Source organism: Orrella marina (genome assembly GCF_003058465.1).
GTDB classification, from domain to species: domain Bacteria; phylum Pseudomonadota; class Gammaproteobacteria; order Burkholderiales; family Burkholderiaceae_B; genus Algicoccus; species Algicoccus marinus.
On sequence record NZ_CP028901.1, the window covers coordinates 2,789,018 to 2,814,861 of the forward strand.

The window sequence follows — 25,844 nt, forward strand, 5'->3', positions numbered from 1 at the left end:
TTCATGGCCCGCTGGGCTCGACAATGATGCGTGCATCGACCACAGCATAACCGTCCGGATAAGCGATGACAGGATTCAGGTCCAGTTCGCGGATCTGAGGATAGGCAGCCACGATGGACGACACCTTCAGCAACAGATCAACGAGTGCCTCCCGGTCAACGCCGGGCTCGCCTCGCACTCCGTCAAGTATTTTGCGCCCCCGTATCTGAGAGACCATCATCCGGGCATCCGTCCGGGACAAGGGGATCGCACGAAATGCCACATCCTCCAGCACCTCCACAAAAATGCCACCCAACCCGAACATCAGCACTGGCCCGAATATCGGGTCTCGAACCATCCCGACAATCACCTCGGTTCCCTTGCGCACCATCGGCGTGACAAGTACGCCGTGAAGGTCGGCATCAGGGCTGTACGCCCGACAGCGAGCCATGATGTCTTCATACGCCTCCAGCAAGTCTGCCATTCCGGTCAGATTGAGCCTGACCCCACCTGCATCGGATTTGTGCAAGATATCTTTCGAAACAATCTTCATCGCCAGCGGCTGATTTCCGAACTGGCGGGCAACCGATTCAAGCTGCTCCGAACTGCGCACGACCACCTCTGGCGCAACACCTACCCCATGAGTTCGCAGAACGGACTTGGCCTCGTATTCGAACAGATCCCTGTTGTCCTGACGCGTCTGTTCAAACATGGCCTTCACTGCATCGTCTGGCCTGACTGCATCCTCGACAGGCTGTCCATCCTGATCCTGGAGATAGAGCCCGCGCTCGGCAAGCGCCTGCAACACCTTGACTCCCTGTTCAATCGACGCGTACACGGGCAATCCTGCTTCGTGCATGCTGCGCAATGGCGGTGGCTTGATTGGTGCGTACAAACTGTAGACCACGAGCGGTTTGTGACACGCGCCGGCCAGATCGACCATTGCCTGCGCCGCACGCATCTCCGCACCAAGTAGTGACTCTGCGAACCGGGTGTGGTACCCACCAAACATCCCCACCAGAAAGAGGGCATCGACGTTCTCGTCCTGCGACACGATCTCCAGACATCGCGCCAGCACCTCCGGGTCCGCATCGGACGTACCAGCCACGTCGACCGGATTGACCAGCGACGCCTGGTCAAACAGAATTTCTGACAGACGCTGTCGCGTGTGTTCCGACAACTCGGCCAGCGACAGGCCTGCATCGGACAGACGGTCCGATGCGATGGTCGCCTGACCACCTCCGTCTGAGATGACGGCCACCCGCTTGCCCGCGCTCTGGCGCATCAATGCAAGACCTTCGGCAACCGGCAGAATCTGGTCTGACTGACGTACGACCGTCACACCCACCTGCCTGAGCAAGTCAACGGTCATCTCGTAACTGCCGGCAAGTGCCCCGGTGTGGGAACTCGCTGCCTTCTTACCCATTTCAGTCGCGCCCGACTTGTAGACCACCACAGGTTTGACCGGAGTGATGTCGCGTGCTGCCTGGAGAAACTTCTGACCGTCGCTAAATCCCTCGACGTACAAGGCAGCAACCCGGGTGTGTTCATCCTCGCCGAGATAACGCAGATAATCATCAAACCCGATATCAGTCTGATTGCCAGGCCCTACATAGGTGGAGAACCCGACATAGTCGTTGTACTGGGCTTCAAGCACCAGTGCCAGCAACATGTTTCCAGACTGGGAGATAAAGCCAATGTCGCCCGCCTTGGTGTCACGCAGGTCCAGCAAATTTACGTGTTTGTGCAGATTGAACATGCCCGACGTATTCGGCCCGATGATCCTCACGCCACCGGCTCTTGCCGCTCTTAGCACCTCCTCCTCGAGTGCTGCGCCCTGCGCGCCAGTTTCACGAAACCCCGCAGCAAGGATGACCGCACCCTTGACCCCTATCTTTGCGCACTCGGTCAGAATGCCTGGAATCGTCGCCGCTGGCGTGCAGATCACCGCAAGATCCACCGAACCCGGCACCTCCCCAAGGCTGGAATACGCCTTCACCCCGAGTATCTCGTCAACTTTCGGGTTGATCGGATAGACACGGCCCGTGTAATGACCTTTGATCAGTCCAACCATGGCCTTGTAGCCACGCTTGGTTGGATCCGCCGACGCACCAATGATCGCTATTGAATCTGGTGCCAGAAACGCATGTAACTCACTTTCATTCCTGCTCACTTGTCCCATCGTCCTTTCTCCCGCCCCACACGCACTCAAACAATGTCGCGCCTGATCTGACTACAGTCATTCGCCCTTGAATACAGGCGCACGCTTCTCCGAGAAAGCATCGACCCCCTCCTGCCAGTCGCGGGTCGTGCTCACAAACATCATGCCCTCAAGCTCCGCAGTCAGGCAGGCATCCAAGGTGCGCTCGGCCGACATGTTGAGCTGCTGCTTGGCCAGTTGCATGGAAAACGGTGCCTTGCTGGCCACTCTGGCCGCAAACGCCCGTGCTTGCTCAAGGAACCCGTCATCAGGCAGCACACGATTGGCCAGTCCGATTCGCACGGCCTCTTCACCACGAATACGCTCACCCAGGAACGCCAGCTCCCGCGCCTTGGCCAGTCCTACAAGCCGAGGCAACAGCCAGGTCACACCACCGCCGAGGAAGTTGCCAATCGAAATCTCGGGCAGACCGATCTGGGCACTATGTGCCATCAGCATGAAGTCTGCAGCGATCGCGATCTCGGCTCCGGCGCCCAGTGCATACCCATTGACGGCTGCAATCACCGGGGTCTGCATGTGCAGCAAACGGCGGCAGACATCCTGCTCACCTTTGAGGTACTGTCGTCGATCAAAGGCTGTCCGCCCTTGCTTGTGGGCTTTGAGATCGGCCCCCACACAAAACGCCCGGCCCTCTCCGGTGATCAGGACTACCCTGGCCTTTTTATCCTCTTCGGCCCGAGTCAACGCCTCATTGAGCTCGTCATAAAGATCCTGCGTGACCGCGTTCAGTCGATGCGGACGGTTCAGCCGGATCTCCGCAATTCCATCCCGCAGTTCGTAAATGATGTTTGGCCCTTCCTGGCTGCTACTGTCCATGCAATGCGCTCCTTCAGATAAGTGTTCGGGGTGACCAGGTTGCAACTTGCCCTACCCGGCATATAGAGATACCCGGGCAGAAGTTCGTTTCTGCCAGTTTCAGAGAGACACGGGCGGGTTCACATCCCGTGCTGGTGAATGCGACTAGCGCATTTCGATATTGAGTGCTTCGATAAAATGCTCATGTCTTTCCAACGCCTCGAGGGCCTTCGGTCCGAGTTCGCGAGCAACCAGATTGACCAGTGACTCACAGAAGACCACGTAAGCGCCCATGCTGTTGCTGATATAACTGCTTTCATGCGAGATCAGAAAACTGTAGCGGGCATGCGTTGCCAGGGGTGAAGCAAGTGAGTCCGTAACGGCAATCACATGAATACCCGCCTGGGCGGCGACCCGGCTCACTTCTCCGACCCGGCGGCTATATGGGGACACGCTTGATACAACCAATGCATCCCCCTTGCGCATCTGCGCAAGCGACTCGGCGATGCCTCGGCCTGGTCCGTCAAGCATCGAAACATCCCGGCGAACCAGACCAAGGCCGTAGCAAAGTAACGTCACGACCGAGTGAATCTGCCGCACACCAAACAGCCGCACCCGCGGTGCACTTGCCAGCAAAGTGACAGCCCCGCGAAGCTCGGTTGCATCCAGTCGGGATAGAAACGCGTCAACATTGCGGATTGATTCGCTGGCCAATTGCACAGCCACCCCCAGATAGTCGTCCTCAGGTATCTGCTGCCCGATCAGTCGCTGGCCCTGTTCGCTGTAGAAACGCTGGTGACTCTGCGTAACCGTGGCCCGAAACACGCCCTGAAACTCGGCAAATCCGGTGTATCCGAGACTGCGCGCAAGGCGAGAAAGCGTGGAGGCATTGACATCGAGCCGCACGGCCAGATCAGTGATGCTGCGTGTGGCGACCTCCTCGGGCTGCTCGACCAGACGTGCCAACACGTTGCGCGCCTTGACGCCCAGCGAGATCGGGGACTCGGCCCTTCCAATACGCACCACCAACTCGCGCAGAGACTGCAAAGTGCGGGGAGGTTCAGCATTTGCCGCTAGCTTGGTCATGGCTTGTTTCAACTCACTTGATGGGCATCTCTGAATGCCAGGCTCACTGGTCCATCCCGACGGGTACGAACCACCCACTCGATATGGTCTGAGTGGATCCGGATATCCGCACTGCCAACCGTGTTCTCACGATCGTCGTCATTCGGGTCTTCTCGCCATATCGTAAACCGCGAGTGATCCTGATCAGTCAGAATCTCGACCGGATCAACCTCCCTGTCCGCCTCAAGCGCCTCACGAACCATCTGCTGGCCGCGAATCTGGCGCATCCCGGACGACCCGGTGATGACCTGTGGATAGTCACGGGTCTGGGGATGAATCGCATGGTTTGCATGCACTGACACCTCGACGACCTGTGTGACTGAACAGAAATGGGCGCTGAATTCGACGCTGTAAACCTGACGTGTTTGCCGGTCTGCGAGCGCAAGATGAAACCCACCGGCGCGCGGCAACTGGCGCAACATATCGATCGCATCGGCAGCACAACCCTTCTCGAGCACAGCACGCGCCAGGACCATTCTTGGCAGACCTGCTCCAACGTGACTGCAGCGAAGATTGTTCACGGTCATCGCCAGTCCGTGGTCGGTGACCGTGAACGTGTGCCCCGGTATCGAACCAGGGTAAACAAATGCTGCAAACGCAGAACCTTTAGACCTTCGGACCGTCGCGACAGCACAGTGCCCGGCAAACCCTGGGTCACCATCCTCGTTGTGTGACAGTCTGGGGCTGACATCGGATGGCATCATGACAGACGTACACCCATCTGGCGCCATGGCCCAGACATCTCCACGGCAGTTCCACAGAAACACATCATCGAGCGGCAACGCCAGGCCTTGCGCCAGGCCTTCAATTTCCTGCCAGATCGCTGGCAATCGCTCGCGCGTCAACCGGGCCATTTCCTGGACTCGTGCATGACCTCGCCATTGCATCACTGTTGCCCACGACTCGCTGTGCACCAGATACCTGTGCACAACGTCCTTGCCAAACTCTCCGAGTTGCTGGCCGACCTCAAACGGGGTGCCACTCAACTCGATTGCGGCCAGTGCAAACCGATCATTCGACATGCTGCAGAAACTCCTTCAGACGCTGGTTAGGCGGATTGTCTATCAGCTCACGCGGTGGGCCATCGACTGCAATATGGCCATTCTCCATAAAGATGAGCCGGGTTCCGACCTGACGGGCAAAGCCAATCTCATGGGTAACCACGACCATGGTCATGCCCTCTTCAGCCAAGGCCTGCATGACTCGCAAGACTTCCTGACGAAGCTCAGGGTCAAGCGCGGAGGTTGGCTCGTCAAACAGCATGACCTTGGGCTTGACAGCCAGTGCCCTGGCGATGGCCACGCGTTGCTGCTGTCCCCCGGAAAGCTCATTCGGAAAGTTGTTCATGCGTTCTGCCAGACCAACCTTGGCTAGCAACTCAGCGGCCAGCTTCACGGCTTCGGTCTTGCTCATGCCTCTGACCTGACGCGGGCCAAATGCCACATTCTCGATCGCAGTCAGCTGAGGAAACAGATTGAACTGCTGGAATACCATGCCAGCCTCAAGCCGAATCTCGCGCACTTTGGCCTTTCCTGCACGTACGTTGATTCCATCAACGATCAGATCTCCACCGTTGATTTCCTCAAGTGCGTTGATACACCGCAACAGCGTGGATTTGCCAGACCCAGAGGGCCCGATCAGAACGACCACCTCTCCCTGATCGATACTCAGATCGACCTTGTCGAGCACAACGTTGGCACCGAAGGACTTGGATACGGATTTGAATTCGATCATGCTCATAAGATGCGCATCCTTTTCTCGATGATTCGCAAGATGGCGGTCATGGTGCCAATCAGAATCAGGTAGATGATGGCAACGGCAGACCAGATCTCGACTGCGCGAAACGTTGCGGCCATGATCTCCTGCCCTTGTCGGGTCAGCTCACCCACGCCAATCACAATAAAGAGCGAGGTGTCTTTCAGGCTGACGATGAACTGGTTACCCAGTGGGGGTGTCATCCTGCGAAACGCGACGGGCCCCACCACGAACGCCAGCACTCGCCAGACCGGCATGCCCAGAGCGAGGCCGGCCTCACGCAAACCCTTTGGAACGGACAGAAACGAGCCGCGCACAATCTCCGCAATATAAGCACCCGAGTTGACGATTACGGCGGTGATAGCAGCAGTCAATGCATCGACCCGTATGCCCATCACCACCGGCAAGGCAAAGTAGATGAACATCACTTGCACCACGATCGGCGTGCCGCGGACCAGTTCGACGTAGATGAATGCGATGCCGTTGACCAGCGAATTGCCGTACGCACGCATCAGCCCGAACAACAGGCCGACAGCCATGCCGCCGGCCAGACCAACAACTGTGATGAATACTGTCAGCCTGGCACCTTCCAGCAGAGCCGGAATGTTGTTGCTGACGACAGACCAGTCGAATTCCATTTTGTCTCCTCCCTATATCTGGGGGTTACGGATCAGCGAGCAGGCGGAGTCGTTCCGAACCACTTCACATAGATCTCTTCGTATCGACCATCATCACGCATCTTCTCCAGGACCTCGTTGACCTGCTCGACATGCGGACTACCCTTGGGGAACCCAATGCCGTACTCATGGGCCATCATTTGCTTGCCAACAGCCTTGACCCGTCCCTGGCCTGCCTTGTTGATGTAATACAGAACGTTTGGCGTGTCATGCATAGCGGCATCAACTCGCCCGGTCTGCAGTTCAAGGTATGCGTTGTCAATATTCGGAAACAGTCGCTTCTCGGTATCCTTGAAATGCTCTCGTGCATAATTGGCAGCCGATGTGCCCATTCGCAAGGCTAGTGACTTGCCAGCAAGATCCTCTGCACCCTCGATGTCGCTGTCGACCGGCACCATGATCAGGAACCCGCTGTCGTAATAGCCATCAGAAAAGTCGATTGCTTTCTTGCGCTCATCTGTAATGGTGATGCCGGCAAGTGCGACATCAACGTTATTGGTTTGCAGCGCAGGCAGAATGCCGTTGAAATCCATCGGGCGCAGCTCGTACTCAAGGTTCAGGTCTTTGGCGATGGCATCCCACATATCAATGTCGAAACCAACGTACTTGTCATCTTCCTTGAATTCAAAAGGTACGAATGCGGTGTCGACCGCGACGAGTAGTGGGTCGCTCTTGGTCTGTGCCACGGCGGCCTGACCGCACAGGGCTGTGGCAGTGACAGCAACAACTGCCAGATGTTTGACGAATGATTTCATGGTGTCTCCTCAAAGGGGATTGTTTGAGAGTCAGGCTGATGCAAGAATATTTGCGTAACCAGTCTTAATGCAATCATAAGTGCATAGCAAATTGCAAATCAACAGGAAAAGCAACTTTTATTGCATAAATTAGTAAAATCCCTTAGGCAAAGAATCCAGAACACCCTATCCTCTCTGAGTGTCACTGCTCAAACAGGGATTGTTCCTGCGCAAATATCTTTGAAAAGTCGATCGGCGCATTCGATATGGCATATTGACGGCAACTGCAACACCAACACCTCTGCATGCACCATGGCCACCAACATTCGATCACTTTCAGTCAACTCTTGTCCTTGTGGCAGTCATACGCACTACGAACAGTGTTGTGGTCAGTACCACCGTGGCTCTTTGCATCTGCAAGCGCCAGATGCGGAAAGACTAATGCGATCCCGTTACTGCGCGTTTGTGCTCGACGACACCGACTATCTGCTGCAGACATGGGATCCGAAGAGCCGACCTCCCTTCATTGAGCCCAACGAACCGGGAACGCAATGGCTCGGTCTCAAGATCGTCAAGCATGAGCAGTCGGATCAATTCCATGCAACGGTCGAGTTTGTGGCGCGAGTGCGCAACCCGCAAGGACGTGCACAGCGACTCCACGAAGTCAGCCGCTTTGAGAAAGTGGATGGCCACTGGTTTTATCTGGATGGCGAGTTCAGGAACTGATTCGATTGACCGTAATCCAGTAGACCGGGTCTTGAGCCAGAGCGAGTGAAGCACTCAATCGGGTCCAGTCACAGGGCACCAGACGGTGCCACGCACTGGTATCTACTTGTTGACAGGCTGATACCTGCTGTCTAGGATTGATGCACATCGGGGTTACGTCTCGACACACTCTGATAATACGCACAAGAATATCGATACCTATAACGACAAAAATTCCCATTCCAGATCCAGGAGGAGACATATGAAGAACATCGCCACAGCAATTGCTGTCGCCTGCTGTCTGACTGCGGGCATTACCAGCGCACACGCAGCCGACAATTACCCTACTCGCCCGATCACGCTAATCGTTCCCTATCCGGCAGGTGGCAACGCAGACGTATCCGTTCGCGTTCTGGCTGAGGCGCTGGAGAAAGAACTGGGACAATCGGTTGCAGTTACACCTTCCCCAGGCGCGGGAGGCGTGACGGGCACACAGAAAATGCTAAGCAGCAAACCTGATGGATACACCCTTCTTGTCAGTGCACAATCCTCCATCACGGTTCCCACCCAGACTCGCAAACTGAGCTTCCAGTGGGACACCCCCACATATATCGCATCGATCGCTGCTCCGACCACCTACATTGGTGTCGACAAGAACAACAAGCAAATCCAGACATTCCAGGACTTTGTGGACCTCGCTAAAGCCAAGCCAGGCGAAGTAAGTGTGGCAATCATTGGGCGGGCCGGTTTGTACCAGACGATCGTGCTGCGCATGTCCGAAGCGGCCGACATCAAGCTCAAGTCGCTCCCGTTTAACGGCGGACCACCAACCGTCGCTGCCGTGCTCGGAGGCCATGCTGACAGTTTGATCACGGACAACTTCAACGATTCCCTGAAGGCAATCGCCCTGACAGGCCAGCCCAGTGACTTTTACCCCGGTGTCAAAACCCTGAAAGAGCTGGGATTTCCAAACGCTGAATCGGGTGTCACGTACATCGTTGCTGCCCCCAACGGCACTCCTCAGGCTGTTGTCGACAAACTGGAGTCCGCGCTGAAAGTCGCAGCAGGATCACCGAAGTACCTGGAAGTATTGAAGTCGCTGCGCTGGAACCCCTTGTGGCGCGACCAGGCAGAAACCAGACATGCCGTGCAGACTGAAGCTATGGCTGTCAAGGGGCTCGTCGATGCTGGTCTGATGAACGCGGAGTGAATTCGGTTTCCATCTGATTCATTCCCTATTCCTCGACTGCAAGGGTGCTGATGTTGAAACGAGATTTCCTGATTGGAATGGGAACGGTATTGCTCGCCGGTCTGTATCTGGCGCTCATTCCCTATCAGGTTCAGCCTGACTCGGACGGCTATGATTTTGTGTCGGGAAGAACCCTCCCGTTCATGGTGGGTGGGTTCCTTCTGATTACGGGACTGGCACTGACGATCACGTCCTTGCGAACGATGCATCGGACATCTTCGTACGAGCAAGCGCCAAGCCACGAGTCACCAGGACATCGCTACAAACGAGTTGCCATGCTGACCACACTGGCAGTTTTGTACACGCTTGGCCTGACCTACATGGGGTACATCGTTTCGACCATTCTGGCACTCGCAGCCGCGATGGTCTTTAGCGGGGAGCGCCGAAAGAGGCTGGTCGTGATCATCTCTATCCTCACCTCCGTGTTGCTCTACTATTTTTTCCACAAACTCATGCAGGTGCCCCTGCCAGACACCCTTCTCTTCTAGGGATTGCCTCACAAGGAAACTTCATGATCGAATGGTTTGCGGATCTGAGTAGCGGGTTCTCCCAGGCATGGCAGTTTTCTTTGCTTCTATCGTCCATTCTGGGCGTGATTGTCGGCGTTGTCATCGGCGTGGTGCCCGGTCTTGGGCCGGCGATGGCAATCGCACTCGCAATCCCCCTGACCTATTCGCTTGGACCACTGGTCGCGATTTCACTGATGCTGGGCATCTACAAGGGGGGCACCTATGGCGGCTCAATATCGGCGATTCTGATCAACACGCCCGGTACACCCGCTGCCGCTGCAACAACGCTTGACGGGTATCCGCTCGCACTAAAAGGGCAGTCTGGAAAGGCGTTGAACATTGCACTGATTGCATCAGTCATCGGTGATGCAATCGGCATATTCTTTCTGTGCATTCTTGCACAACCGCTCGCCGCCATTGCACTGAAGTTTGGTCCGACCGAACTGGCCTCCCTTCTGCTGTTCGCCCTGACCGTGATCGCTGCACTTTCTGGCAATTCACTACTGAAAGGCCTGATCGCAGCGGGGATCGGTATGTTGCTTGGCACGATCGGCATGGACAATGTCGCCGGGCTGACACGGTTCACTTTCGGTTTCATTGCACTGGATGACGGGCTACAAATCATTCCAATGGTCATCGGGTTGTTTGCAATGGCCGAGATACTCAAACAGGCCGAGCAAATTGTCAAACACGACAAAGGAGCTCTGCTCCCGGCTCCGAATACACCCTCTGACAACGTGGCGACACTGCCTGACATCAAGCGATGCACACCAAACTTTCTGACCAGTAGCGTGATTGGTACTGCCATTGGCGCGTTACCGGGAACAGGCTCGACCACAGCTGCCTATCTGTCGTACGCTGTCGCCAGACGCCGCTCAAAAAACCCCGAGGAGTTTGGCAAGGGATCCATCGAGGGGCTCGCTGCCGCTGAATCCGGCAATAACGCTGTGTGTGGTGGCGCTCTGATTCCAATGATGACACTAGGCATCCCGGGCGACGTCGTGACGGCGATCCTGATGAGTGCGCTGACGGTGCACGGCATCCATGTGGGGCCCCTTATTTTCCAGAACAACAGAGAGTTCGTTTTTACGATTTTCGGGCTGCTACTGCTATCGGTCGTAGCCCTTTATTTCGTGGGCAGGGCGTCGATCGCCGCATTCAGACGAATGTCATTGCTGCCGCAGGCGATCATCATGCCGATCGTGCTTATGCTTTGCATCATCGGTGCTTACAGCACGAACTACTCACTGATGGATGTCTGGGTCATGCTGTTGTTTGGCCTGATCGGCTACATCATGATCAAGCTTGATATTCCATTGCCCCCGCTGATCATTGCGTTCGTGCTGACGCCACAGTGGGAACAATCGATGCGGCTGGCACTCATGATGTCGAGTGGCGACTTCACGACCTTTGTCACCAAGCCGATTTCGCTGGGTTTCCTGTTGCTCACGCTTTTCGTGATCGTGAACGTCGCCCGGTCGAGTATCCGTAAAGGCAGGGCTATACCGTGAATAACAGACAGAATCAGAGTATGGAGCCTGGCGAGCGCTACCAGATGCCTGTGTCAGGCACACCATGGGAAGTCCTCGAAAAAGAGCTGAATTGCCTCAAGTCCAACGATATCGACTGGAAGCACGGCAAAGCCGCCGTGTTTGTCCACTACGCTGGCGAACAGGCACTCGCGATCGCAAAACAGGCTTACACCATGTACTTCAGCGAAAACGGGCTGGGCAAACGCGCGTTTCCGAGCCTGGAAAAGCTGGAACGTGATGTGATAGACATGGGACTTGGGCTATTGAACGCACCCGCTTCGGCAACCGGCTTCATGACGACCGGTGGAACTGAAAGCATCTTCATGGCAGTCAAGGCAGCACGAGACCGGTTTCAAACCAGGCATGGTCAGTCACGCACGCCTGAGATCCTTCTGGCCAGAAGTGCACATCCAGCATTTGACAAGGCTGCACACTTCATGGGACTCAAGGCGATCAGGACTCCACTTTCGAGCGAGTTTTGCGCTGACCCAGCGGTATTCGAACGATACATCAATCACAACACAGCCATGATTGTCGGATCCGCACCCGCCTACCCGCATGGCGTCATTGACCCAATCGATCAACTGGCAACGCTGTCTGAACAGCACAACATCTGGATGCATGTGGACGCCTGTGTAGGTGGGTATTTTGCGCCATTCGTGCGCATGTTAGGCGTTGATCTGACTCCATTCGATTTCAGTGTTTCAGGCGTCAGTTCAATTTCGGCCGATCTACACAAGTACGGTTACGCCGCGAAAGGCGCATCGACACTATTTTTTGCAGACCCAACGCTTGCGAGGCACGCCGACTACTTCTTTGACAGCTGGCCAAGAGGTACTTACCACACACAAACCCTTGTTGGGACACGTCCGGGCGGCGCCATTGCCGCTGCCTGGGCGGTCATGAACTTTCTGGGAATTGATGGCTACAAGAAGGTGGCACAACAGATCACAACGTGCAGGCAGTCGTTGCAGGATGGGCTGCGCGATATGGGGTTCAACATCTGGGGAGACCCCAAACTGTCGATTCTGGCCTGGGGAAACGACGACCAGAGCAAGGTCCACTCAGTCGGCAACAGTCTGGCCGCAAACGGCTGGCTAGTCGGTTACCTGACCGAACCACCGGGTATTCATCTGATGCTCAACGCAACGCATCCCGACTCGCTTCACGACTATCTGCGAGATGTCCGTACCGCACTTCGGAGCAAGGGAACATCTGGCCCTTCAGGCACAACAAACGAAGCAGGCCTCAGCCGTGGCAAGACTGACGCGACCTACTGATCACTCCAGTCTTGTGATGGCACGCACTCAGTCAAGACAAATGCTGTGGCCCCCTGATGAGCTTGCCTGGCAATGACCCCGTCTCTTGACCATTCTCCATGATCGTCTGACCTGAGACCATGGTAGCGATATAGCCGTCAGCCTCTTGTTTGAGCCGCTTGCCTCCGGTCGGCAGGTCAAACGCCATATACGGTGACTTCAACTGCAAGGCGTCAAAATCGATGACATTGATGTCTGCTTTCATGCCAGGTGCAAGAACGCCACGATCATTCAAACCATAAACTCTGGCCGTATCCTGGGACTGGCGGCGCACAATGTACTCAAGGGGAAGGCGATCGCCTCTTGACCTGTCACGCACCCAGTGCGTCAGCATGTAGGTTGGCATGCTCACATCGCAGATATAGTGACAATGGGCGCCACCATCTGCAAGGCTCAGCATGGTGTTGGAATGCTGCAAGAGTTTGTGAAGATGATCCAGGTTCTGATAGGCGTAGTTAAAGCTCGGAAAATAAACCATCGCTTCGCCCTCCTGTTCCATCAGCATGTCGTAAACGATGTCGAGCTCCGAGCGACCTGTCGAATTGGCAATCGCCGCCACGCTGGTTTCCGGCGCTGGCTCGTATTCCGGTATATCACCCAGGGCGAACATCTTCTGGAAACTCTGGGTGATGTATAGCATTCTGCTGTCGTTCTCGATCGATGGCGCAAGCTCCCGCATTGATGTCAGTCTGGCCTTGATCTCGGGCCTGCGCAACTGGGCGAGACGCTCCGGCCAGGCAAGACTGGCCAGTTCCGGCCACAAAGGGTGCCCGATGAACGGATGAGTCGAACCTTGCCAGCTCATCAGAATGCCTGCAGGTCGACCACTGATGGCACCATAAAGTGGCAACCCATCGCGCCGGGCATCATCCAGCGCGTCTAGCAGACGAACCCATGTGTCTGGGGTGTTGTCCGTCTGAACCAGAGCAAACGCAACCGGCAGACCATTTTCCTGGGCCACTTTTCTCAACCAGGGAATCTCGGACTCCATCTGGTGATGGTTGGACGTCATCTGAAAGACGCCATGCCCTGCACGGCCCATTGCCTTGGCAATCCCGACCACTTCATCCTGCGAAGCAAACGTGCCCGGTGGATACTTGCGACCCGCGTACTTGTGGATCAATGTTCTGGTCGTGGAGAAGCCGAGCGCACCCGCACGAATGCCCTCCTCGACCAGATCCGCCATGCGTCTGATGTCTTGCGGCGTAGCCTCGTCATGCGTGATTGCCCGCTCATCCATGACAAATGCTCTGAGCGCGGCATGCGGAATCTGCGCACCGACATCGAGCGCAAAAGGCCGCTTTTCCAGAGCATCCAGATATCCGGGGAAACTCTCCCAACTCCACTGGATACCCTCTGACAAGACTGCCCCCGGAATATCCTCAACCCCTTCCATGACACTGATGAGCCAGTCTCGCCTGTCAGCCCGAACCGGGGCAAACCCCACCCCACAGTTACCCATGACCACGCTGGTCACCCCGTGATTGGTCGAGGGGCTCAGATAGGGATCCCAGGTTGCCTGCCCATCATAGTGGGTGTGCACGTCCACCCAGCCTGGCGTCACAATGGCACCATCGGCATTGATTATCCGGGTCGAAGACCCCAGCTTGCCACCCACAGCGGCAATCTTGCCATCCTTGATTCCAATATCACCAACAAACTCAGGCTGGCCTGTACCGTCAACCACCCGGCCACCACGGATCACTGTATCGAACATTGTTGCTCCTCCGGACATGTATCTTTTTTTATTGTTGCGTCGAGTGTAGACACTATCCCCCACCCTGTAAACGCCAAACGCTCTCGCCAGTCGGCACTTGCCAAAGCAGTCAGACCGCGATACCGTCTCATGCAAGGCAGACATGCACGCTGCGGGTGTATGCTGACTCAACTGCCATCTATCCCAGCGAGTGAGCATCATGCAGATCCAGACCCTAGAAGCACTCAGATCGCTCTATCCCGAGCCGCGGGAGCGGGCACTTCGCAAGCAGCTTGACCACCTCGATACCCACTGCAGACGCTTCATTGAAACGTCACCGTTCCTGATTCTATCCACCTCTGGTCAGACTGGCCTGCAAGATGCGTCACCCAGGGGCGGACAACCAGGGTTTGTATGCATTCGTGATGACAAAACTTTGTTAATACCAGACTCTCCTGGTAACAACCGACTGGACTCGCTGCAGAACATCGTGCAGACCGGTCGCGCCGGCTTGCTGTTTCTGATTCCAGGCGTGGACGAAACGTTGCGGGTAAACGGTCTTGCCAGTCTGAGCAACGATGATGACGATCTGGCTGCCTGCCTGCAGGACGGGCGTCGCGAACCACGTTGCGTGATTCGCATCACGGTAGAGGAGGCCTATCTGCACTGTCCCAAGGCGCTCATGCGGTCCCGTCTGTGGGATCCGGATGTCAGAATTGCGCGAGAGACATTTCCTACCCTGAATGAGATGATCCATGCACAAACCGGCGATACCTCACCGGTTGAAAGCCAGCAGGATATGCTCAGGCGCTATCAGTCAGACCTTTAAGTCAGCACACCGAGTCCGGACGCTGAACTGACCGTCGGTTGCCAAACAATGTTGCGCAAATGACGGATCAGAGCGGTGCATCCTTTGCGAGCACCTCGATCCTCTCCCGGGCTAGCACCTTTCCTCCTTGTTGCATGATGTACCGAATCTCATAGACCCCGGGTTCAGCCGGCGCCGTCAGGTTCCCTTGCGTGCGATTGCCTGCCCTTGTGCGAGGGCCCGTCTCACGATCGTCCGAGCCCTGCGAAACAATGGTCACGGTATCGCTCGGATTGATCGCTGCAGACCAGTTGACATCAAACCTCTCCTGCGCACGCACCCGAGAAGGCACCGTCAGTTTGACCTCTGGTTCCGTCACCACGACAGGCACACTGGCAAGCACCTCTCCCCCCTCGTGCAGCACATAGCGGACTTCGTATTCACCCGGTTCGGCCGGTGCTGTCAATACCCCTTGCGTCTGGCCGCGTCCTGCCCGCCTACGATTACCCAGCGTATCGTCTGGCGCGTCATGCGCGACGATCGTCAGGAAATCGTTCTGATTAATCGTTTCAGTCCACTCAATCTCGAACCGACTGCCGGCCACCACACTGGCCGGTGCCAGAAGCCCCACTTCGGGCGTAACGACCGTTACTGGAACACGGGCAAGCACCTCTCCCCCCTCGTGCAGCACATAGCGGACTTCGTATTCACCCGGTTCGGCCGGGGCGGTCAAAACCCCTTGCGTCTGGCCGCTTCCTGCACGCCTACGGTTACCCCGCGTATCGTCTGGCGCGTCATGCGAGACGATCGTCAGAAAATCGTTCTGATTAATCGTTTCAGTCCACTCAATCTCGAATCGACTGCCGGCCACCACCTGCTCGGGTGCCGAAAGACTGGCTGTCGCGGCAACAACCTCGATGGGCGCCCGTGCGAGTACCTCTCCCCCTTCGTGCAACACATAGCGAACCTCGTACGATCCGGGATCAGCCGGGGCGGTCAATACCCCTTGCGTCTGGCCGCTTCCTGCCCGCCTACGGTTACCCCGCGTATCGTCTGGCGCATCATGCGCAACGATCGTGACGAGGTCGTTGGGGTTGATCGAATCAGACCAGTTGACAGTGAACCGCTCCCCCGTCGACACACTTTCAGGCGCCTCTAGTGACACATCAGACTGTATGACCGCAATCGGCAGTCTGCCCACTGTTCTTTGTTTGCCTTGATGGAGAACATATCGAATTTCGTACGCGCCTGGCTCGGCAGGTGCTGTCAGGCTTCCCTGCTCACGGGTACCGACACGACTTCGGTTACCCAATTCTCCCTCCAGGGTTCCCTGCGGCACAATCGTCACAAAGTCACTCTGGTGAATAGTTTCCGACCAGCCCACCTGGAACCTGGAACCGGCATTGACAGCATCTGGCGCTCGCAAAGTGACTTCGGCCTCGATGATCTCGATGGGCGCACTCGCGACAGTTGCCCCGCCCTCACTGAGCATGTAGCGAACCTCGTACGAGCCAGGCTCGGAGGGTGCGGTCAAATAACCTGTATCGCTCTCTCTGACTCGCAGATAGTTACCAAACTGGCCTGGTTCCGCATCAGAGGGCACAACCCCAACCCGATCAAGCGAATTGACTGTCTCGGACCATGCCACTTCAAATCGCTCGCCGGCAACCGCATGCTCTGGAACAGTCAGGGTGAGATCAGGATCGACAACCTCAATGGCAGCACGCCCAGCGACATCGGCGCTTGCCCGCGAAACGTAGCGAACCTCGAAAGGCCCTGCCAGACCAGGCGCAGTCAGCTGAGCCTTCTTCTGCTCTGAAACCCGCCTTGCAGTAATCAGCACATCCTCTTTCGCACCAGCCGGCGCAATACCGATACGGTCTGTCGAACTCACACCAGATGGGTCAACGTCCTCCGGGAGGCTCCACTGCACGTCAAACCGGGAACCGGCCACGACCGTTTCAGGCGCAAATACATCCACCTTGACGGATGCTACCTCCTGATCAGACGGGGGTGGGGCCGCCGAGACAGCCTGCCGCTCGATTTCTGTTTGAACCGTCATCATGGCCTGCTGCAACTGGGCAGCATCCTTCGCTGCAACAAACTGTCCGCCTGTGCGTTCAGCAATACATGCCAGCTGTTCCTGGGTTTCGGCACTGACGTCAAACCCGATAACGTGGGCTGTAAAGTTAACGCCCTGCTGCGCGAGCTTCTCGGCCAGTGCGCAGGGATCAGCCTGACAATTCTCGATGCCGTCCGAGATCAACACCACTGTTGCCGGCCTTTCCTGGTATGCCAGGTCATTGGCCGCATGCTCGACTGCGGCCGACAAGGGCGTGCGCCCCCTGGGGCGAATCTGGTTGACGGTTTCAAGAAAAGCAGGCCGATCTACTGCCTCTGGCTGAATCAATGTCTCGATATCCCGGCAGTCTTTTTCCCGGCGATGGCCATATGCCACCAGACCGAGCCGGCTATCCACTGGCCATCGATCCAGAAAGTCGGCCATGACATCTCGGGCAATCTCGATTTTGGTGACACCATCAATTTGCCCCCACATCGATCCCGATGCGTCATATACCACCATGATGTCGTGTGCCGCGTTGCTCTTGTCCGATGCAAGCACGTTGCCCATCATCAGCACACCCACCCCAAAAGCTGTCAATCTCGACAGAACTGGCGCTTGACCTTGGCTCGACAAAAGAAGTCTCCTTCAGACAATTGATGTTGCACTCACTGAACCCTGTTGTCAGGGCAGGCTGCCGGGGCCCTGTGCCTGCGCTGCCGTACTCGCGACATCCGTTGCCGGTGTCTGCTGCTCGCCCAGAGCGCGCTGCTTCAGGGTCCGGAACTTGTCAGACATCTGCTCGAGTTTTGCATCCCACTCAGGCTCGGGCTGCTGCCCTTCAATGGCCTTGAAGTACACCTGCATCAGACACGTGATCGCCAGTGGTTCCAGAAACGCAGCCTTGATACTCCACGCCATCAGCAAGGCAAACACAAACGCCCCTGCACTCCACCCACCTGGCATCAGATAAATGATGTAGGCAGCTGGCCCAAGCATCAGGACAAACACCAGAAAGCTGATCAAATACACAATCACGACCAGCCATGCCGCATTCTTGAGCATGATCTTGTAGTTCTGGCCGTACAGAACCAGCGCCTGCCTGGAAGAACTCCAGGGCGTGTTCGATCCCGTCCTGATGCAATAGGCAAGAATCACTTCGTCGATAAATCCCACCCCGACTTTGAGGAAAGCCTGGAGAATGGATCCGAGCTGACGCACACCCTGAACTGGCAGCATGGACAGCAAACCTTGTACCAGCCGCGTTACAGCCCTGAGTACCCCCTTGATCAACTGATCGACACCGAACAGGACACTAGCCTGTGCAAACCGGGCAGTCACCACCTCTTTGCCATGGGCAATCTGTGACTTGCCTGGCGGCAACGCACGACCATCCATCAACTCGACCAACACGGCGGTGTGGCCTGCCTTGACCAGATAAAGGATGTACTCGCGTGCCCAGTAAGCCACTGCGCCGACCAGCCCGAAACCAATGGCGCCGCCCCAGAAGGTCGCCCCTGCCTGAAACCCGCTACTACCTAAAGCCCCGACTCCAAAACCAATGCCAGCACCGATCCCCGTTACCAGGACGTAGGCCAACGTGATCCCGAAGTAAACGAGGATGCGCAGAACGATGAAAGGCATGGTTCGTAACAGCAGCCCAAAAGCTCCACCGAGACTGAAGTCCCACATCGCATTCCCCTTTTTTTCTGTAACGAAGATAGACTGCGTGCAATCTTGTCACGCCATCTTATGGGTTCGCGCCCTGACTGACCCCGTCTGTTCAGATGGGGAATTACCTGTCCGCAAGGGTAGAACCACACCACGCCTTGGTGCACAATCACACTAAAGATGGTCGAGAGCGTTGTTGCGAGCACCTGGTTCGGCCAGCTCGCCTGAGCCAGAAACAAGGAGGACGAACGAGTGGACGCGCCACCTGACTGTACGCCCTATTCACAACCCACCCCGGACACCAGTTGCATCACGCGGACCTCACGCAAACCTAACGGCGTCGAGAAGATTCTCCATATGCTCAGCGTCGGGATAGTCTTGCTGGACCGGCGCGGCAGGACTTGTTTTGCGAATCACAGCGCGGTCGAGATTGCACGCAACCTGCGAGGCCTCACGCCTGGCGAAACCCTCAAGGCACTCGATGGCACACACCAGTTGAGCTTGCGAGACATGCTTGGCAAGGTAGTCTATTGCGCATTAAAGCGTCAAGACCGAGTGCTTTGCTACGCGCTAAAGCGTCGCAATTCCCGGGGCTCACGCGGTGAACTGACCATGGTGGCCTGTGCGCTCGATGGAGACGAAGCAGTCGCCGAGACCGATGCTGTCGCAGCACTTTTCATAACCGACCCACAGCGTGTCTCAAAACACAGTAGTCGCCTGATTGCATCGCAGTTTGGTCTGACACCGGCCGAGACGCGAATTGCCAACGGGCTGATCCACGGCAAGTCTCCCGAGGATATCGCGCGCAGCCTGAACGTATCCCAGACCACCGTCGCGTTTCACTTGCGCAATCTTTACCAGAAAACAGGCACACACCGGCAGGCCGGATTCGTCTCGCGTGTGCTGACTGCCACACCTGGCATTGTCTACTAAGCAAGGAATGAGAGCGTCATCCGCTACGAATCCACTCAAGAGTCCTGTCGTGCTCGCAACTCGTCAAAAGACACAAGCTCGCCTGCGACCGCGCTAGCCATGACCGTCGGTGCGCTGGCCAGCCAGACCTGACCAGGTCCGGAGCGCCCGGGAAAGTTCCGGTTGATGGTGCTCACCGTGACTTGAGCGGCGTCGGTCGAAGAACCGGGCCCACAGTTTGCACACGCCCCACAAGAGGGCTGAAGGATGCGCGCGCCCATCGCCCTGAAAGTTTGCTCATACCCCCGGGATACGCAATGATCCCTGACCGCTGTGGTGCCATACTGCAGCAACAGGCTTACATGTTCCGGAACGCGCATACCATGTTCCAGCGCCCAGGCGAGTACCTCGTGATAGTGATCGAAGTCCTCACGTTTGCCGGCCGTACAAGACCCGCCGTACGCAATATCCACACGCGGTCGCTCTCGAATGTGATCGATTCGAGAGCCGTTACCAGGGTCGCCTGGTGCAGCGACCATGGGGGCAAGCGCCGTGCAATCCACTTCCAGATACGCGTCGTATACCGCGCCTGGATCGCTTTGCATCCAGGGCTCAACCGTGAACCGGACACCCCTGCGTTCAAGCAGAAAGTCGACCGTACGGTCATCAGGGGCGACCAGACCGGTGAGCCCTCCCAGTTCGGCGACCATGTTCGTGAGCGTCGCCCTTTCGTCCACCGACAGATGCCGCAGGCTCTCACCACAGAACTCGAACACCTTGCCTACACCCAGACCTTCACGTATCTGCGGCAACGCAAGCAAATGCAGTGCCACATCTTTGGCAGTCACCCCGGGTGCCAGTCTGCCCGACAGTTCAACCCGGATACTGCCAGGCATTGTCAGTCGAACCACGCCCGTCACAAACGCATTGGCCATGTCAGTCGTACCCACCCCGAATGCAACACAGCCCAGTGCACCGCTATGCGGCGTATGCGAATCCGTTCCCACCACCACCTGCCCCGGTAAAGCGTAGTGTTCAGCCATCATGGCGTGCGAAATGCCAGCCACATTCTGACCTGTGTCACTGGCAGCTTGCGCCTCGGTCAGTGTCCGGTGCTCGCGCAACCCATGCGTAGCAACGAACGCGCGCTGTGCCTCGCACATGCGAACAACATTCGGCACGATGCCTGCTCTCAGGTGGTTGGGACTTTCCTCGACATAAGATGTGTGATCTTCGAAGACAACAATCTGTTGCGCGTCCACCAACCGGACCTTCTCGTCCAGGTGTGTTTTGAGAAGGCTTGCCGCCATCCCTGTGTAGTACTCGTGAATGAATCGCCAGTGCGCACGCACAAACAAGCCTTGCCCCACCGGCGTGCCATCCGGCAGACTGGACATCCCTGGGCCAGCCAGACCAGCCGGGTGCAGGCGCTGGCGAGCGACAATCTTCTGGAACAAGGTCTGACCAACGCCTTCGCTGCGTGGTGACGACTCTGGCATGTCCAAAACATCCGGCGCCAGATAACGCTGACCGAATGGCAACAGACCACCAGCCAGAATGATCGTCGCAGACAGCGCATCCCGATCCGCAACGAGTTCTTCGACCGTCACGGCCTCACCGCGTTGTATGCGCTGCACCAGCCCCATGTCCGTGCTGGTGTAAAGCCCTATGTTGTCTGCATTCTGGCGGTAGATTCTCTCGAAACTCTCGGCAATGACCAGGCGAACGCCCGCTGCTCGCTCAGCCATAGGACTATGCTCTCGCGAGGAGCCTTTGCCATATCGACGCCCCGCCACGACCACCTTGAAGCCGCCATGACGAATCGCATCAACCTCGATGGGTCGCTCACCTTCAAGCGTGAGTCCTGTGTACGGAAACCGTCCGAGCGTCTCGTCAAAATGGGTAAGAACCGGCACCGGCGTGATCTCGTCAGTGGAGATATCATCACGCAGCTTTCCCACATCAGACAATGAGAGCCTCTGCCCATTGATCTGGGAAGCGACCTGCTGTGCCAGGCATGTCAGGAAAAGGATAGGAACTGGCGTGTCGAACAGGATATTGGGCATAAATGTTCAGCGTTCTGGACGATCAGAATAGACCGCATCATAGTCGCATCGTCGTTAACATGCCTTAGCCGGCCGAACGAAATCTAGTCGCGGGATCCTGCTCGTAATACTGACTCAGGCAGAAATACCATTGCGTAAAATCCGACTCTAGTCGCAACGGATCCACGAAGAACACTTCCGAGCTAACCGCAAAGAACTCTGCCTCGTCGGTCGCAGCGTAGGGATCCATGGGCAGCGTGTCATACCAGGGTTGAACAAGCCCGGACATGGAATCAATCCCCGACGGGACGGACTGTTCAAGCTGGTCAATCTGATCGCGAAACATTTCGAGCGCATTGCGCAGTGCTAATCGCCACTCACGCAAGGACACACGACCGGCACTCTGTTTACCTGGTTTGACGGGGATACCATCGGCCTGGCCGTTGTAAAGGTCAAGCTTGTGTGCGAACTCATGAATGACCACATTCGCCAGGTGCTGTGCATCGTGCTCGACATCATCCCAGGACAGGATGACAGGCCCTCCATCCCATGCCTCACCGCTGGCGGGCGCAATGTACTCGTGTATGACCCCTGCTTCATCCATTTCTGTGCGCGGAACCAGAAATGCTCCCGGATAGACGATGATCTGCGTCCATCCTTCGTATACCGTTGTATCAAGATTCAGAATGGGCACACTCGCCTGCACGGCAATCGACAGCATAATCTCATCCGTCAGCTCGAGCTCATGGGCGGCGCTGAAGCGTTTACTTGCCAGAAACCAGGCCGTTTTGTGGCGCAAACGATCGAGTTCATCAGGGCCCAGCCCAGCTAGAAAAGGTAGCAATCTGAACGTCTGGTCCCACTGCTGCTGCGTCACTCGAGACAGAACATCCGCCACCTCATAATCACGGGCACCAAGCCCGGCCAGCCATCGAAACATACCGCTTCCCCAAGTCCACTCATGCCAGCACAACCTGAGCCAAGGCCTGCATCACCAAAGACATGCTCAGCCTTGCATCAAATTGCGTTTGCCGTTATCCAGTCCAGCTCCATCATAGCTTTGCGCAAGTTTTCCTTTCACGCAACGCATGTGCGAGATTTCCACAACTTGCACACACTTTGCTCACAGGATATACACACAAGAAGAGCGGTTCATCCACAGGGTTATCCACATACTGGCTGGCCCGATTCGAAAACGCCCTGGCAGCACAGGAGTGACATCCTCAAGGAATCCCTTACACAGAGTACCTGTTGCCCGGTATCATCGACAGTTCAAGGTGAGAAACACAAGGTCAGACCAGAGCGCGTTGAGCCTGAAGGCCCAACGATCACGCCCAACGATCTCGCACATCGATTGCAATTTCTCGCCAGGCACCTGTCGTTAACACAAGGATTTCTTGTTTCATGAGCAACTCCACACTCAATCACCTGCCCCCATTCATCCGTCACGATCCGACGGTAGAGCCTATTGCACTGGTCTGTGACTCTCCTCACAGTGGTATCACCTACCCCGTTGACTTTCGTTGCGCCGTACCAATGGAACAATTACGGCAGGGTGAGGACAATCATGTCCATGAACTATGGCATGCCGCACCATCCGTTGGTGCAACCTTGGTTGAAGCCACGTTTCCTCGTGTCTACATTGACCCGAACCGCAGCCTGAAAGATCTGGACCCTGATTTGCTAGACGGACAATGGCCAGACCCGCTGTCACCCGGAGAAAAAACCCGTCTCGGCAAAGGACTGGTGTGGACCACGCTTGACCAGAACGTCCGCATTTATGACCAGAAACTGCCCGTGGCCGAAGTCCGCAAGCGCATCGACCAGTTCTACACACCGTACCACCAGGCACTGGCTGAGGCGATCGACCAGCGTTACAAGCAGTTCGGCGCGCTCTGGCACTTGAATCTGCATTCGATGCCCGCGAACGCCTACGAACGCATGGATATCCAGACAGACAAGAAACTTGCAGACTTTGTGCTCGGAGACCGGGATGGCACAACCTGCTCACCGGATTTCATCGGCCTGGTCGAATCGTTTCTGATCGGCAAGGGCTACACGGTTGCTCGCAACGATCCTTACAAAGGAGTGGAGCTGATTGCGCAGATCGGTCAGCCACCTAAGAACCGTCACAGTCTGCAGGTGGAGATCATTCGTCCGATCTACATGAACGAGCAGACACGCGAGAAGAACGACGGCTTTGTGACATTACAGGCTGATCTGACTGAATTGCTTGGCGTTCTGCGTGACTACATCACCGATCAGCAACCCAGACAGGATTGATCATCGCGACTCCATCCAAGGCGGACGAGGCGCATCAAGACGACGTGATGCGCCCGGCACCTCTCCAAATCGCGGGCCGTGATCCTGCCAGTCCTGAAACGCCAGGTTGATGTGCTCTCGACTGGGCGCTACAAAATTCCACCAGATATGAACTTCGCTGGTGAAAGGCGCGCCCCCGATCAGCAGACAACGGCTGCTGGCTTCAAGTGAAACCGTCACGTGATCACGTCCAGGAGCCAGATAGGCAAAGCGCTTGGACTGCACAGGCTGGTCATCTAACGCGACACTGCCCTCGCAGACCAGCACGGCGTATTCAAAGTCGGGCCTCAGCTCGAACCGCTGACGGGTCGCTACGTTCGCCTGAAGGTCCACTCCCATCATGTCCGAGTAAACCTTTGCGGGCGAACAACGGCCATCATGCTCACCTGCGAGCAATGTACAAGTCATAGCTCCCAGGCCCCAGACAGGAAGATCGGCGTGATGCTCGAATGCCGGATCAATCTCTTCCTGACCCGGTGGCAGGGCGATCCACAACTGCGCCGTGTGTAGCTGCCCGGCATCCCCGACAGAATCTTCCGTATGACTGATTCCCCTGCCTGCAGTCATCAGGTTGACCTGGCCAGGCCGGATGACCTGCTCATAACCGAGACTGTCACAATGCAGAATCTCGCCTTTCATCATCCATGTGAAGGTCTGCAGACAGGTATGGGGATGCGCCCCGATATGCAGACCCTTGCCTGCAGCCAGATCCGCAGGCCCGAGATGATCCAGAAAACACCACGGCCCCACCAGTCGCTGCTGCTTTGAGGGTAGTGCACGGGCGACCTCGAACCCTTCCCCCAGTTCGGCAAGTCTGAGATCGATTTGACTGACACGGGACTCTCCCGATACGTCAGTGGGTTTTGAATCATGCTCCATATGCTCACTCCTTGTGTGACGAATGCCCAGAACAGGGCGATGAAGAGCCTGACAATCGATGAATCGGCTGAACCGGAAAAGCTGCGAATATTGACGGCAGCGCTGACTGACGGTTTGCCGGACACGAGTGACCCCAAGAAAACATACCTGACATCACGTATCTGCGCCTCCTCCTGATCACACATGTTACGGGGACGGCCCGGACATGACCAGTGTCTCCTGCAATCAAGTTGACCGGTGCCGCATCTCGCCACGCGTGTCATTCGCTACATGTTGTCACGGAAATGGCGAACCAAAGGATTGAAGAAATCACATTTGTCCCTTAGCATGAGACATATAACAAGACAAAGATTTCTTCAGGAGACATGCATGAAAACTGAGTTGACTGTCAACGGGTCAGCCGTTGAAATCGACGCGCCCCCGAACACCTTGCTCGTGCAGGCGCTTAGAGAACATCTCCAGCTAACAGGAACCCACGTCGGCTGTGACACGGCCCAGTGCGGTGCCTGTACCGTGATCGTGAATGGTGACGCACTCAAATCCTGTAATGTGCTGCTCGCACAGGTCGCTGGCAAGGCGATCACCACCATTGAGGGCCTTGCAGCAGAAGACGGCACCATGCATCCCATGCAGCAGGCATTCAAAGAGTGCCATGGTCTGCAATGCGGATTTTGTACCACTGGAATGGTCATGAGCGCGGTCGATCTGGCCAACAAACATCCCGACGCGAGTGAGCGCGAGATTCGCGAACTTCTAGAAGGCAACCTGTGCCGCTGCACTGGTTACCAGAACATTGTGCGGGCCGTGCAGCAAGGCTCAGCCCAGATGAAAGCCTGAAAGGAGCAATGA

At 56.5% G+C, this 25,844-nt stretch carries 22 protein-coding genes; 9 read left to right on the forward strand and 13 right to left on the reverse strand.

The features are described from left to right. Position 1 precedes the first annotated feature (1 nt). The 7 genes from DBV39_RS12645 to glnH form a co-directional block, all read right to left on the reverse strand. Positions 2-2,161 carry an acetate--CoA ligase family protein gene (locus DBV39_RS12645; RefSeq protein WP_108621829.1) on the reverse strand — a complete coding sequence of 720 codons (2,160 nt, stop codon included), beginning with the start codon at positions 2,159-2,161 and terminating at the stop codon, positions 2-4. A gap of 57 nt (positions 2,162-2,218) precedes the next feature. Continuing rightward, entirely contained in the window at positions 2,219-3,016 is a 798-nt protein-coding gene (locus tag DBV39_RS12650) for an enoyl-CoA hydratase/isomerase family protein (protein ID WP_108621830.1), read from the reverse strand. A 144-nt stretch (positions 3,017-3,160) separates the two neighbouring features. Then, the gene (locus DBV39_RS12655; RefSeq protein ID WP_108623262.1) at positions 3,161-4,081 is read right to left on the reverse strand and encodes a MurR/RpiR family transcriptional regulator; all 921 of its coding nucleotides are present in this window, start codon (positions 4,079-4,081) and stop codon (positions 3,161-3,163) included. Between the two features lie 8 nt (positions 4,082-4,089). After that, entirely contained in the window at positions 4,090-5,142 is a 1,053-nt protein-coding gene (locus DBV39_RS12660; protein WP_108621831.1) for a C45 family autoproteolytic acyltransferase/hydolase, read from the reverse strand. Continuing rightward, positions 5,132-5,860, reverse strand: a complete 729-nt coding sequence (glnQ, locus tag DBV39_RS12665) for a glutamine ABC transporter ATP-binding protein GlnQ (RefSeq protein WP_108621832.1) — start codon at positions 5,858-5,860, stop codon at positions 5,132-5,134. Before glnQ ends, DBV39_RS12660 begins: the two co-directional genes overlap by 11 nt. Then, entirely contained in the window at positions 5,857-6,513 is a 657-nt protein-coding gene (glnP, locus tag DBV39_RS12670) for a glutamine ABC transporter permease GlnP (RefSeq protein ID WP_108621833.1), read from the reverse strand. The genes glnQ and glnP overlap by 4 nt, the downstream gene beginning before the upstream one ends. Positions 6,514-6,545: 32 nt before the next feature. Next, positions 6,546-7,307, reverse strand: coding sequence for a glutamine ABC transporter substrate-binding protein GlnH (gene glnH, locus DBV39_RS12675; protein ID WP_108621834.1), 762 nt, complete (start codon positions 7,305-7,307; stop codon positions 6,546-6,548). Between the two features lie 291 nt (positions 7,308-7,598). Between glnH and DBV39_RS12680 the strand changes: the two genes are divergently transcribed. The 5 genes from DBV39_RS12680 to DBV39_RS12700 all read left to right on the forward strand — a co-directional run bounded on the left by DBV39_RS12680 (position 7,599) and on the right by DBV39_RS12700 (position 12,561). Then, positions 7,599-8,012: a YchJ family protein gene (locus tag DBV39_RS12680; protein WP_108621835.1), complete on the forward strand. Its 414-nt coding sequence runs from the start codon at positions 7,599-7,601 to the stop codon at positions 8,010-8,012. A 241-nt stretch (positions 8,013-8,253) separates the two neighbouring features. After that, on the forward strand, positions 8,254-9,201 hold the full coding sequence (locus tag DBV39_RS12685; protein WP_108621836.1) for a Bug family tripartite tricarboxylate transporter substrate binding protein: 948 nt from the start codon (positions 8,254-8,256) through the stop codon (positions 9,199-9,201). Positions 9,202-9,251: 50 nt separating this feature from the next. Continuing rightward, positions 9,252-9,728, forward strand: coding sequence for a tripartite tricarboxylate transporter TctB family protein (locus DBV39_RS12690; protein WP_108621837.1), 477 nt, complete (start codon positions 9,252-9,254; stop codon positions 9,726-9,728). A 23-nt stretch (positions 9,729-9,751) separates the two neighbouring features. After that, positions 9,752-11,260 (forward strand): tripartite tricarboxylate transporter permease, encoded by a 1,509-nt coding sequence (locus DBV39_RS12695; protein ID WP_108621838.1) that lies wholly within the window; start codon positions 9,752-9,754, stop codon positions 11,258-11,260. Further along, positions 11,257-12,561: a pyridoxal phosphate-dependent decarboxylase family protein gene (locus DBV39_RS12700; protein ID WP_159078939.1), complete on the forward strand. Its 1,305-nt coding sequence runs from the start codon at positions 11,257-11,259 to the stop codon at positions 12,559-12,561. Before DBV39_RS12695 ends, DBV39_RS12700 begins: the two co-directional genes overlap by 4 nt. Before the next feature lie 31 nt (positions 12,562-12,592). Here DBV39_RS12700 and DBV39_RS12705 read toward each other — a convergent pair whose 3' ends face one another. Continuing rightward, entirely contained in the window at positions 12,593-14,317 is a 1,725-nt protein-coding gene (locus DBV39_RS12705) for an N-acyl-D-amino-acid deacylase family protein (protein ID WP_108621840.1), read from the reverse strand. A gap of 199 nt (positions 14,318-14,516) precedes the next feature. On the opposite strand from DBV39_RS12705, the gene DBV39_RS12710 reads away from it, so the two are divergent. Then, complete coding sequence (locus DBV39_RS12710; RefSeq protein ID WP_108621841.1) at positions 14,517-15,125, forward strand: pyridoxamine 5'-phosphate oxidase family protein; 609 nt, start codon at positions 14,517-14,519, stop codon at positions 15,123-15,125. Positions 15,126-15,192: 67 nt separating this feature from the next. Here DBV39_RS12710 and DBV39_RS12715 read toward each other — a convergent pair whose 3' ends face one another. Both DBV39_RS12715 and DBV39_RS12720 read right to left on the reverse strand, forming a co-directional pair. Next, positions 15,193-17,802, reverse strand: coding sequence for a VWA domain-containing protein (locus DBV39_RS12715; protein WP_108621842.1), 2,610 nt, complete (start codon positions 17,800-17,802; stop codon positions 15,193-15,195). Positions 17,803-17,850: 48 nt separating this feature from the next. Beyond that, positions 17,851-18,858, reverse strand: coding sequence for a hypothetical protein (locus tag DBV39_RS12720; RefSeq protein WP_227870619.1), 1,008 nt, complete (start codon positions 18,856-18,858; stop codon positions 17,851-17,853). Positions 18,859-19,089: 231 nt separating this feature from the next. On the opposite strand from DBV39_RS12720, the gene DBV39_RS12725 reads away from it, so the two are divergent. After that, positions 19,090-19,770, forward strand: a complete 681-nt coding sequence (locus tag DBV39_RS12725; protein WP_159078940.1) for a helix-turn-helix transcriptional regulator — start codon at positions 19,090-19,092, stop codon at positions 19,768-19,770. Positions 19,771-19,805: 35 nt separating this feature from the next. Here the strand turns inward: DBV39_RS12725 and DBV39_RS12730 are convergent, their stop codons facing one another. Both DBV39_RS12730 and DBV39_RS12735 read right to left on the reverse strand, forming a co-directional pair. After that, positions 19,806-21,815: an aconitase family protein gene (locus tag DBV39_RS12730; protein ID WP_108621844.1), complete on the reverse strand. Its 2,010-nt coding sequence runs from the start codon at positions 21,813-21,815 to the stop codon at positions 19,806-19,808. A gap of 64 nt (positions 21,816-21,879) precedes the next feature. Next, positions 21,880-22,734 (reverse strand): M90 family metallopeptidase, encoded by an 855-nt coding sequence (locus DBV39_RS12735; protein WP_108621845.1) that lies wholly within the window; start codon positions 22,732-22,734, stop codon positions 21,880-21,882. A gap of 464 nt (positions 22,735-23,198) precedes the next feature. Between DBV39_RS12735 and DBV39_RS12740 the strand changes: the two genes are divergently transcribed. After that, positions 23,199-24,077, forward strand: coding sequence for an N-formylglutamate amidohydrolase (locus tag DBV39_RS12740; RefSeq protein ID WP_108621846.1), 879 nt, complete (start codon positions 23,199-23,201; stop codon positions 24,075-24,077). Here the strand turns inward: DBV39_RS12740 and DBV39_RS12745 are convergent, their stop codons facing one another. Beyond that, positions 24,078-24,995 carry a pirin family protein gene (locus DBV39_RS12745; RefSeq protein ID WP_108621847.1) on the reverse strand — a complete coding sequence of 306 codons (918 nt, stop codon included), beginning with the start codon at positions 24,993-24,995 and terminating at the stop codon, positions 24,078-24,080. 369 nt (positions 24,996-25,364) lie between these two features. Between DBV39_RS12745 and DBV39_RS12750 the strand changes: the two genes are divergently transcribed. Then, positions 25,365-25,832 carry a (2Fe-2S)-binding protein gene (locus DBV39_RS12750; protein ID WP_108621848.1) on the forward strand — a complete coding sequence of 156 codons (468 nt, stop codon included), beginning with the start codon at positions 25,365-25,367 and terminating at the stop codon, positions 25,830-25,832. Positions 25,833-25,844: the final 12 nt, after the last annotated feature.

Coding starts and splice junctions, on each gene's coding strand:
- DBV39_RS12660 (WP_108621831.1), bottom strand. CDS start 5,142: ATGTCGAATGATCGGTTTGCACTGGCCGCAATCGAGTTGAGTGGCACC.
- DBV39_RS12650 (WP_108621830.1), bottom strand. CDS start 3,016: ATGGACAGTAGCAGCCAGGAAGGGCCAAACATCATTTACGAACTGCGG.
- DBV39_RS12750 (WP_108621848.1), top strand. CDS start 25,365: ATGAAAACTGAGTTGACTGTCAACGGGTCAGCCGTTGAAATCGACGCG.
- DBV39_RS12720 (WP_227870619.1), bottom strand. CDS start 18,858: ATGTGGGACTTCAGTCTCGGTGGAGCTTTTGGGCTGCTGTTACGAACC.
- DBV39_RS12730 (WP_108621844.1), bottom strand. CDS start 21,815: ATGCCCAATATCCTGTTCGACACGCCAGTTCCTATCCTTTTCCTGACA.
- DBV39_RS12655 (WP_108623262.1), bottom strand. CDS start 4,081: ATGACCAAGCTAGCGGCAAATGCTGAACCTCCCCGCACTTTGCAGTCT.
- DBV39_RS12740 (WP_108621846.1), top strand. CDS start 23,199: ATGAGCAACTCCACACTCAATCACCTGCCCCCATTCATCCGTCACGAT.
- DBV39_RS12735 (WP_108621845.1), bottom strand. CDS start 22,734: ATGTTTCGATGGCTGGCCGGGCTTGGTGCCCGTGATTATGAGGTGGCG.
- glnH (WP_108621834.1), bottom strand. CDS start 7,307: ATGAAATCATTCGTCAAACATCTGGCAGTTGTTGCTGTCACTGCCACA.
- DBV39_RS12705 (WP_108621840.1), bottom strand. CDS start 14,317: ATGTTCGATACAGTGATCCGTGGTGGCCGGGTGGTTGACGGTACAGGC.
- DBV39_RS12745 (WP_108621847.1), bottom strand. CDS start 24,995: ATGGAGCATGATTCAAAACCCACTGACGTATCGGGAGAGTCCCGTGTC.
- DBV39_RS12710 (WP_108621841.1), top strand. CDS start 14,517: ATGCAGATCCAGACCCTAGAAGCACTCAGATCGCTCTATCCCGAGCCG.
- DBV39_RS12680 (WP_108621835.1), top strand. CDS start 7,599: ATGGCCACCAACATTCGATCACTTTCAGTCAACTCTTGTCCTTGTGGC.
- DBV39_RS12645 (WP_108621829.1), bottom strand. CDS start 2,161: ATGGGACAAGTGAGCAGGAATGAAAGTGAGTTACATGCGTTTCTGGCA.
- DBV39_RS12685 (WP_108621836.1), top strand. CDS start 8,254: ATGAAGAACATCGCCACAGCAATTGCTGTCGCCTGCTGTCTGACTGCG.
- DBV39_RS12690 (WP_108621837.1), top strand. CDS start 9,252: ATGTTGAAACGAGATTTCCTGATTGGAATGGGAACGGTATTGCTCGCC.
- DBV39_RS12695 (WP_108621838.1), top strand. CDS start 9,752: ATGATCGAATGGTTTGCGGATCTGAGTAGCGGGTTCTCCCAGGCATGG.
- glnQ (WP_108621832.1), bottom strand. CDS start 5,860: ATGAGCATGATCGAATTCAAATCCGTATCCAAGTCCTTCGGTGCCAAC.
- glnP (WP_108621833.1), bottom strand. CDS start 6,513: ATGGAATTCGACTGGTCTGTCGTCAGCAACAACATTCCGGCTCTGCTG.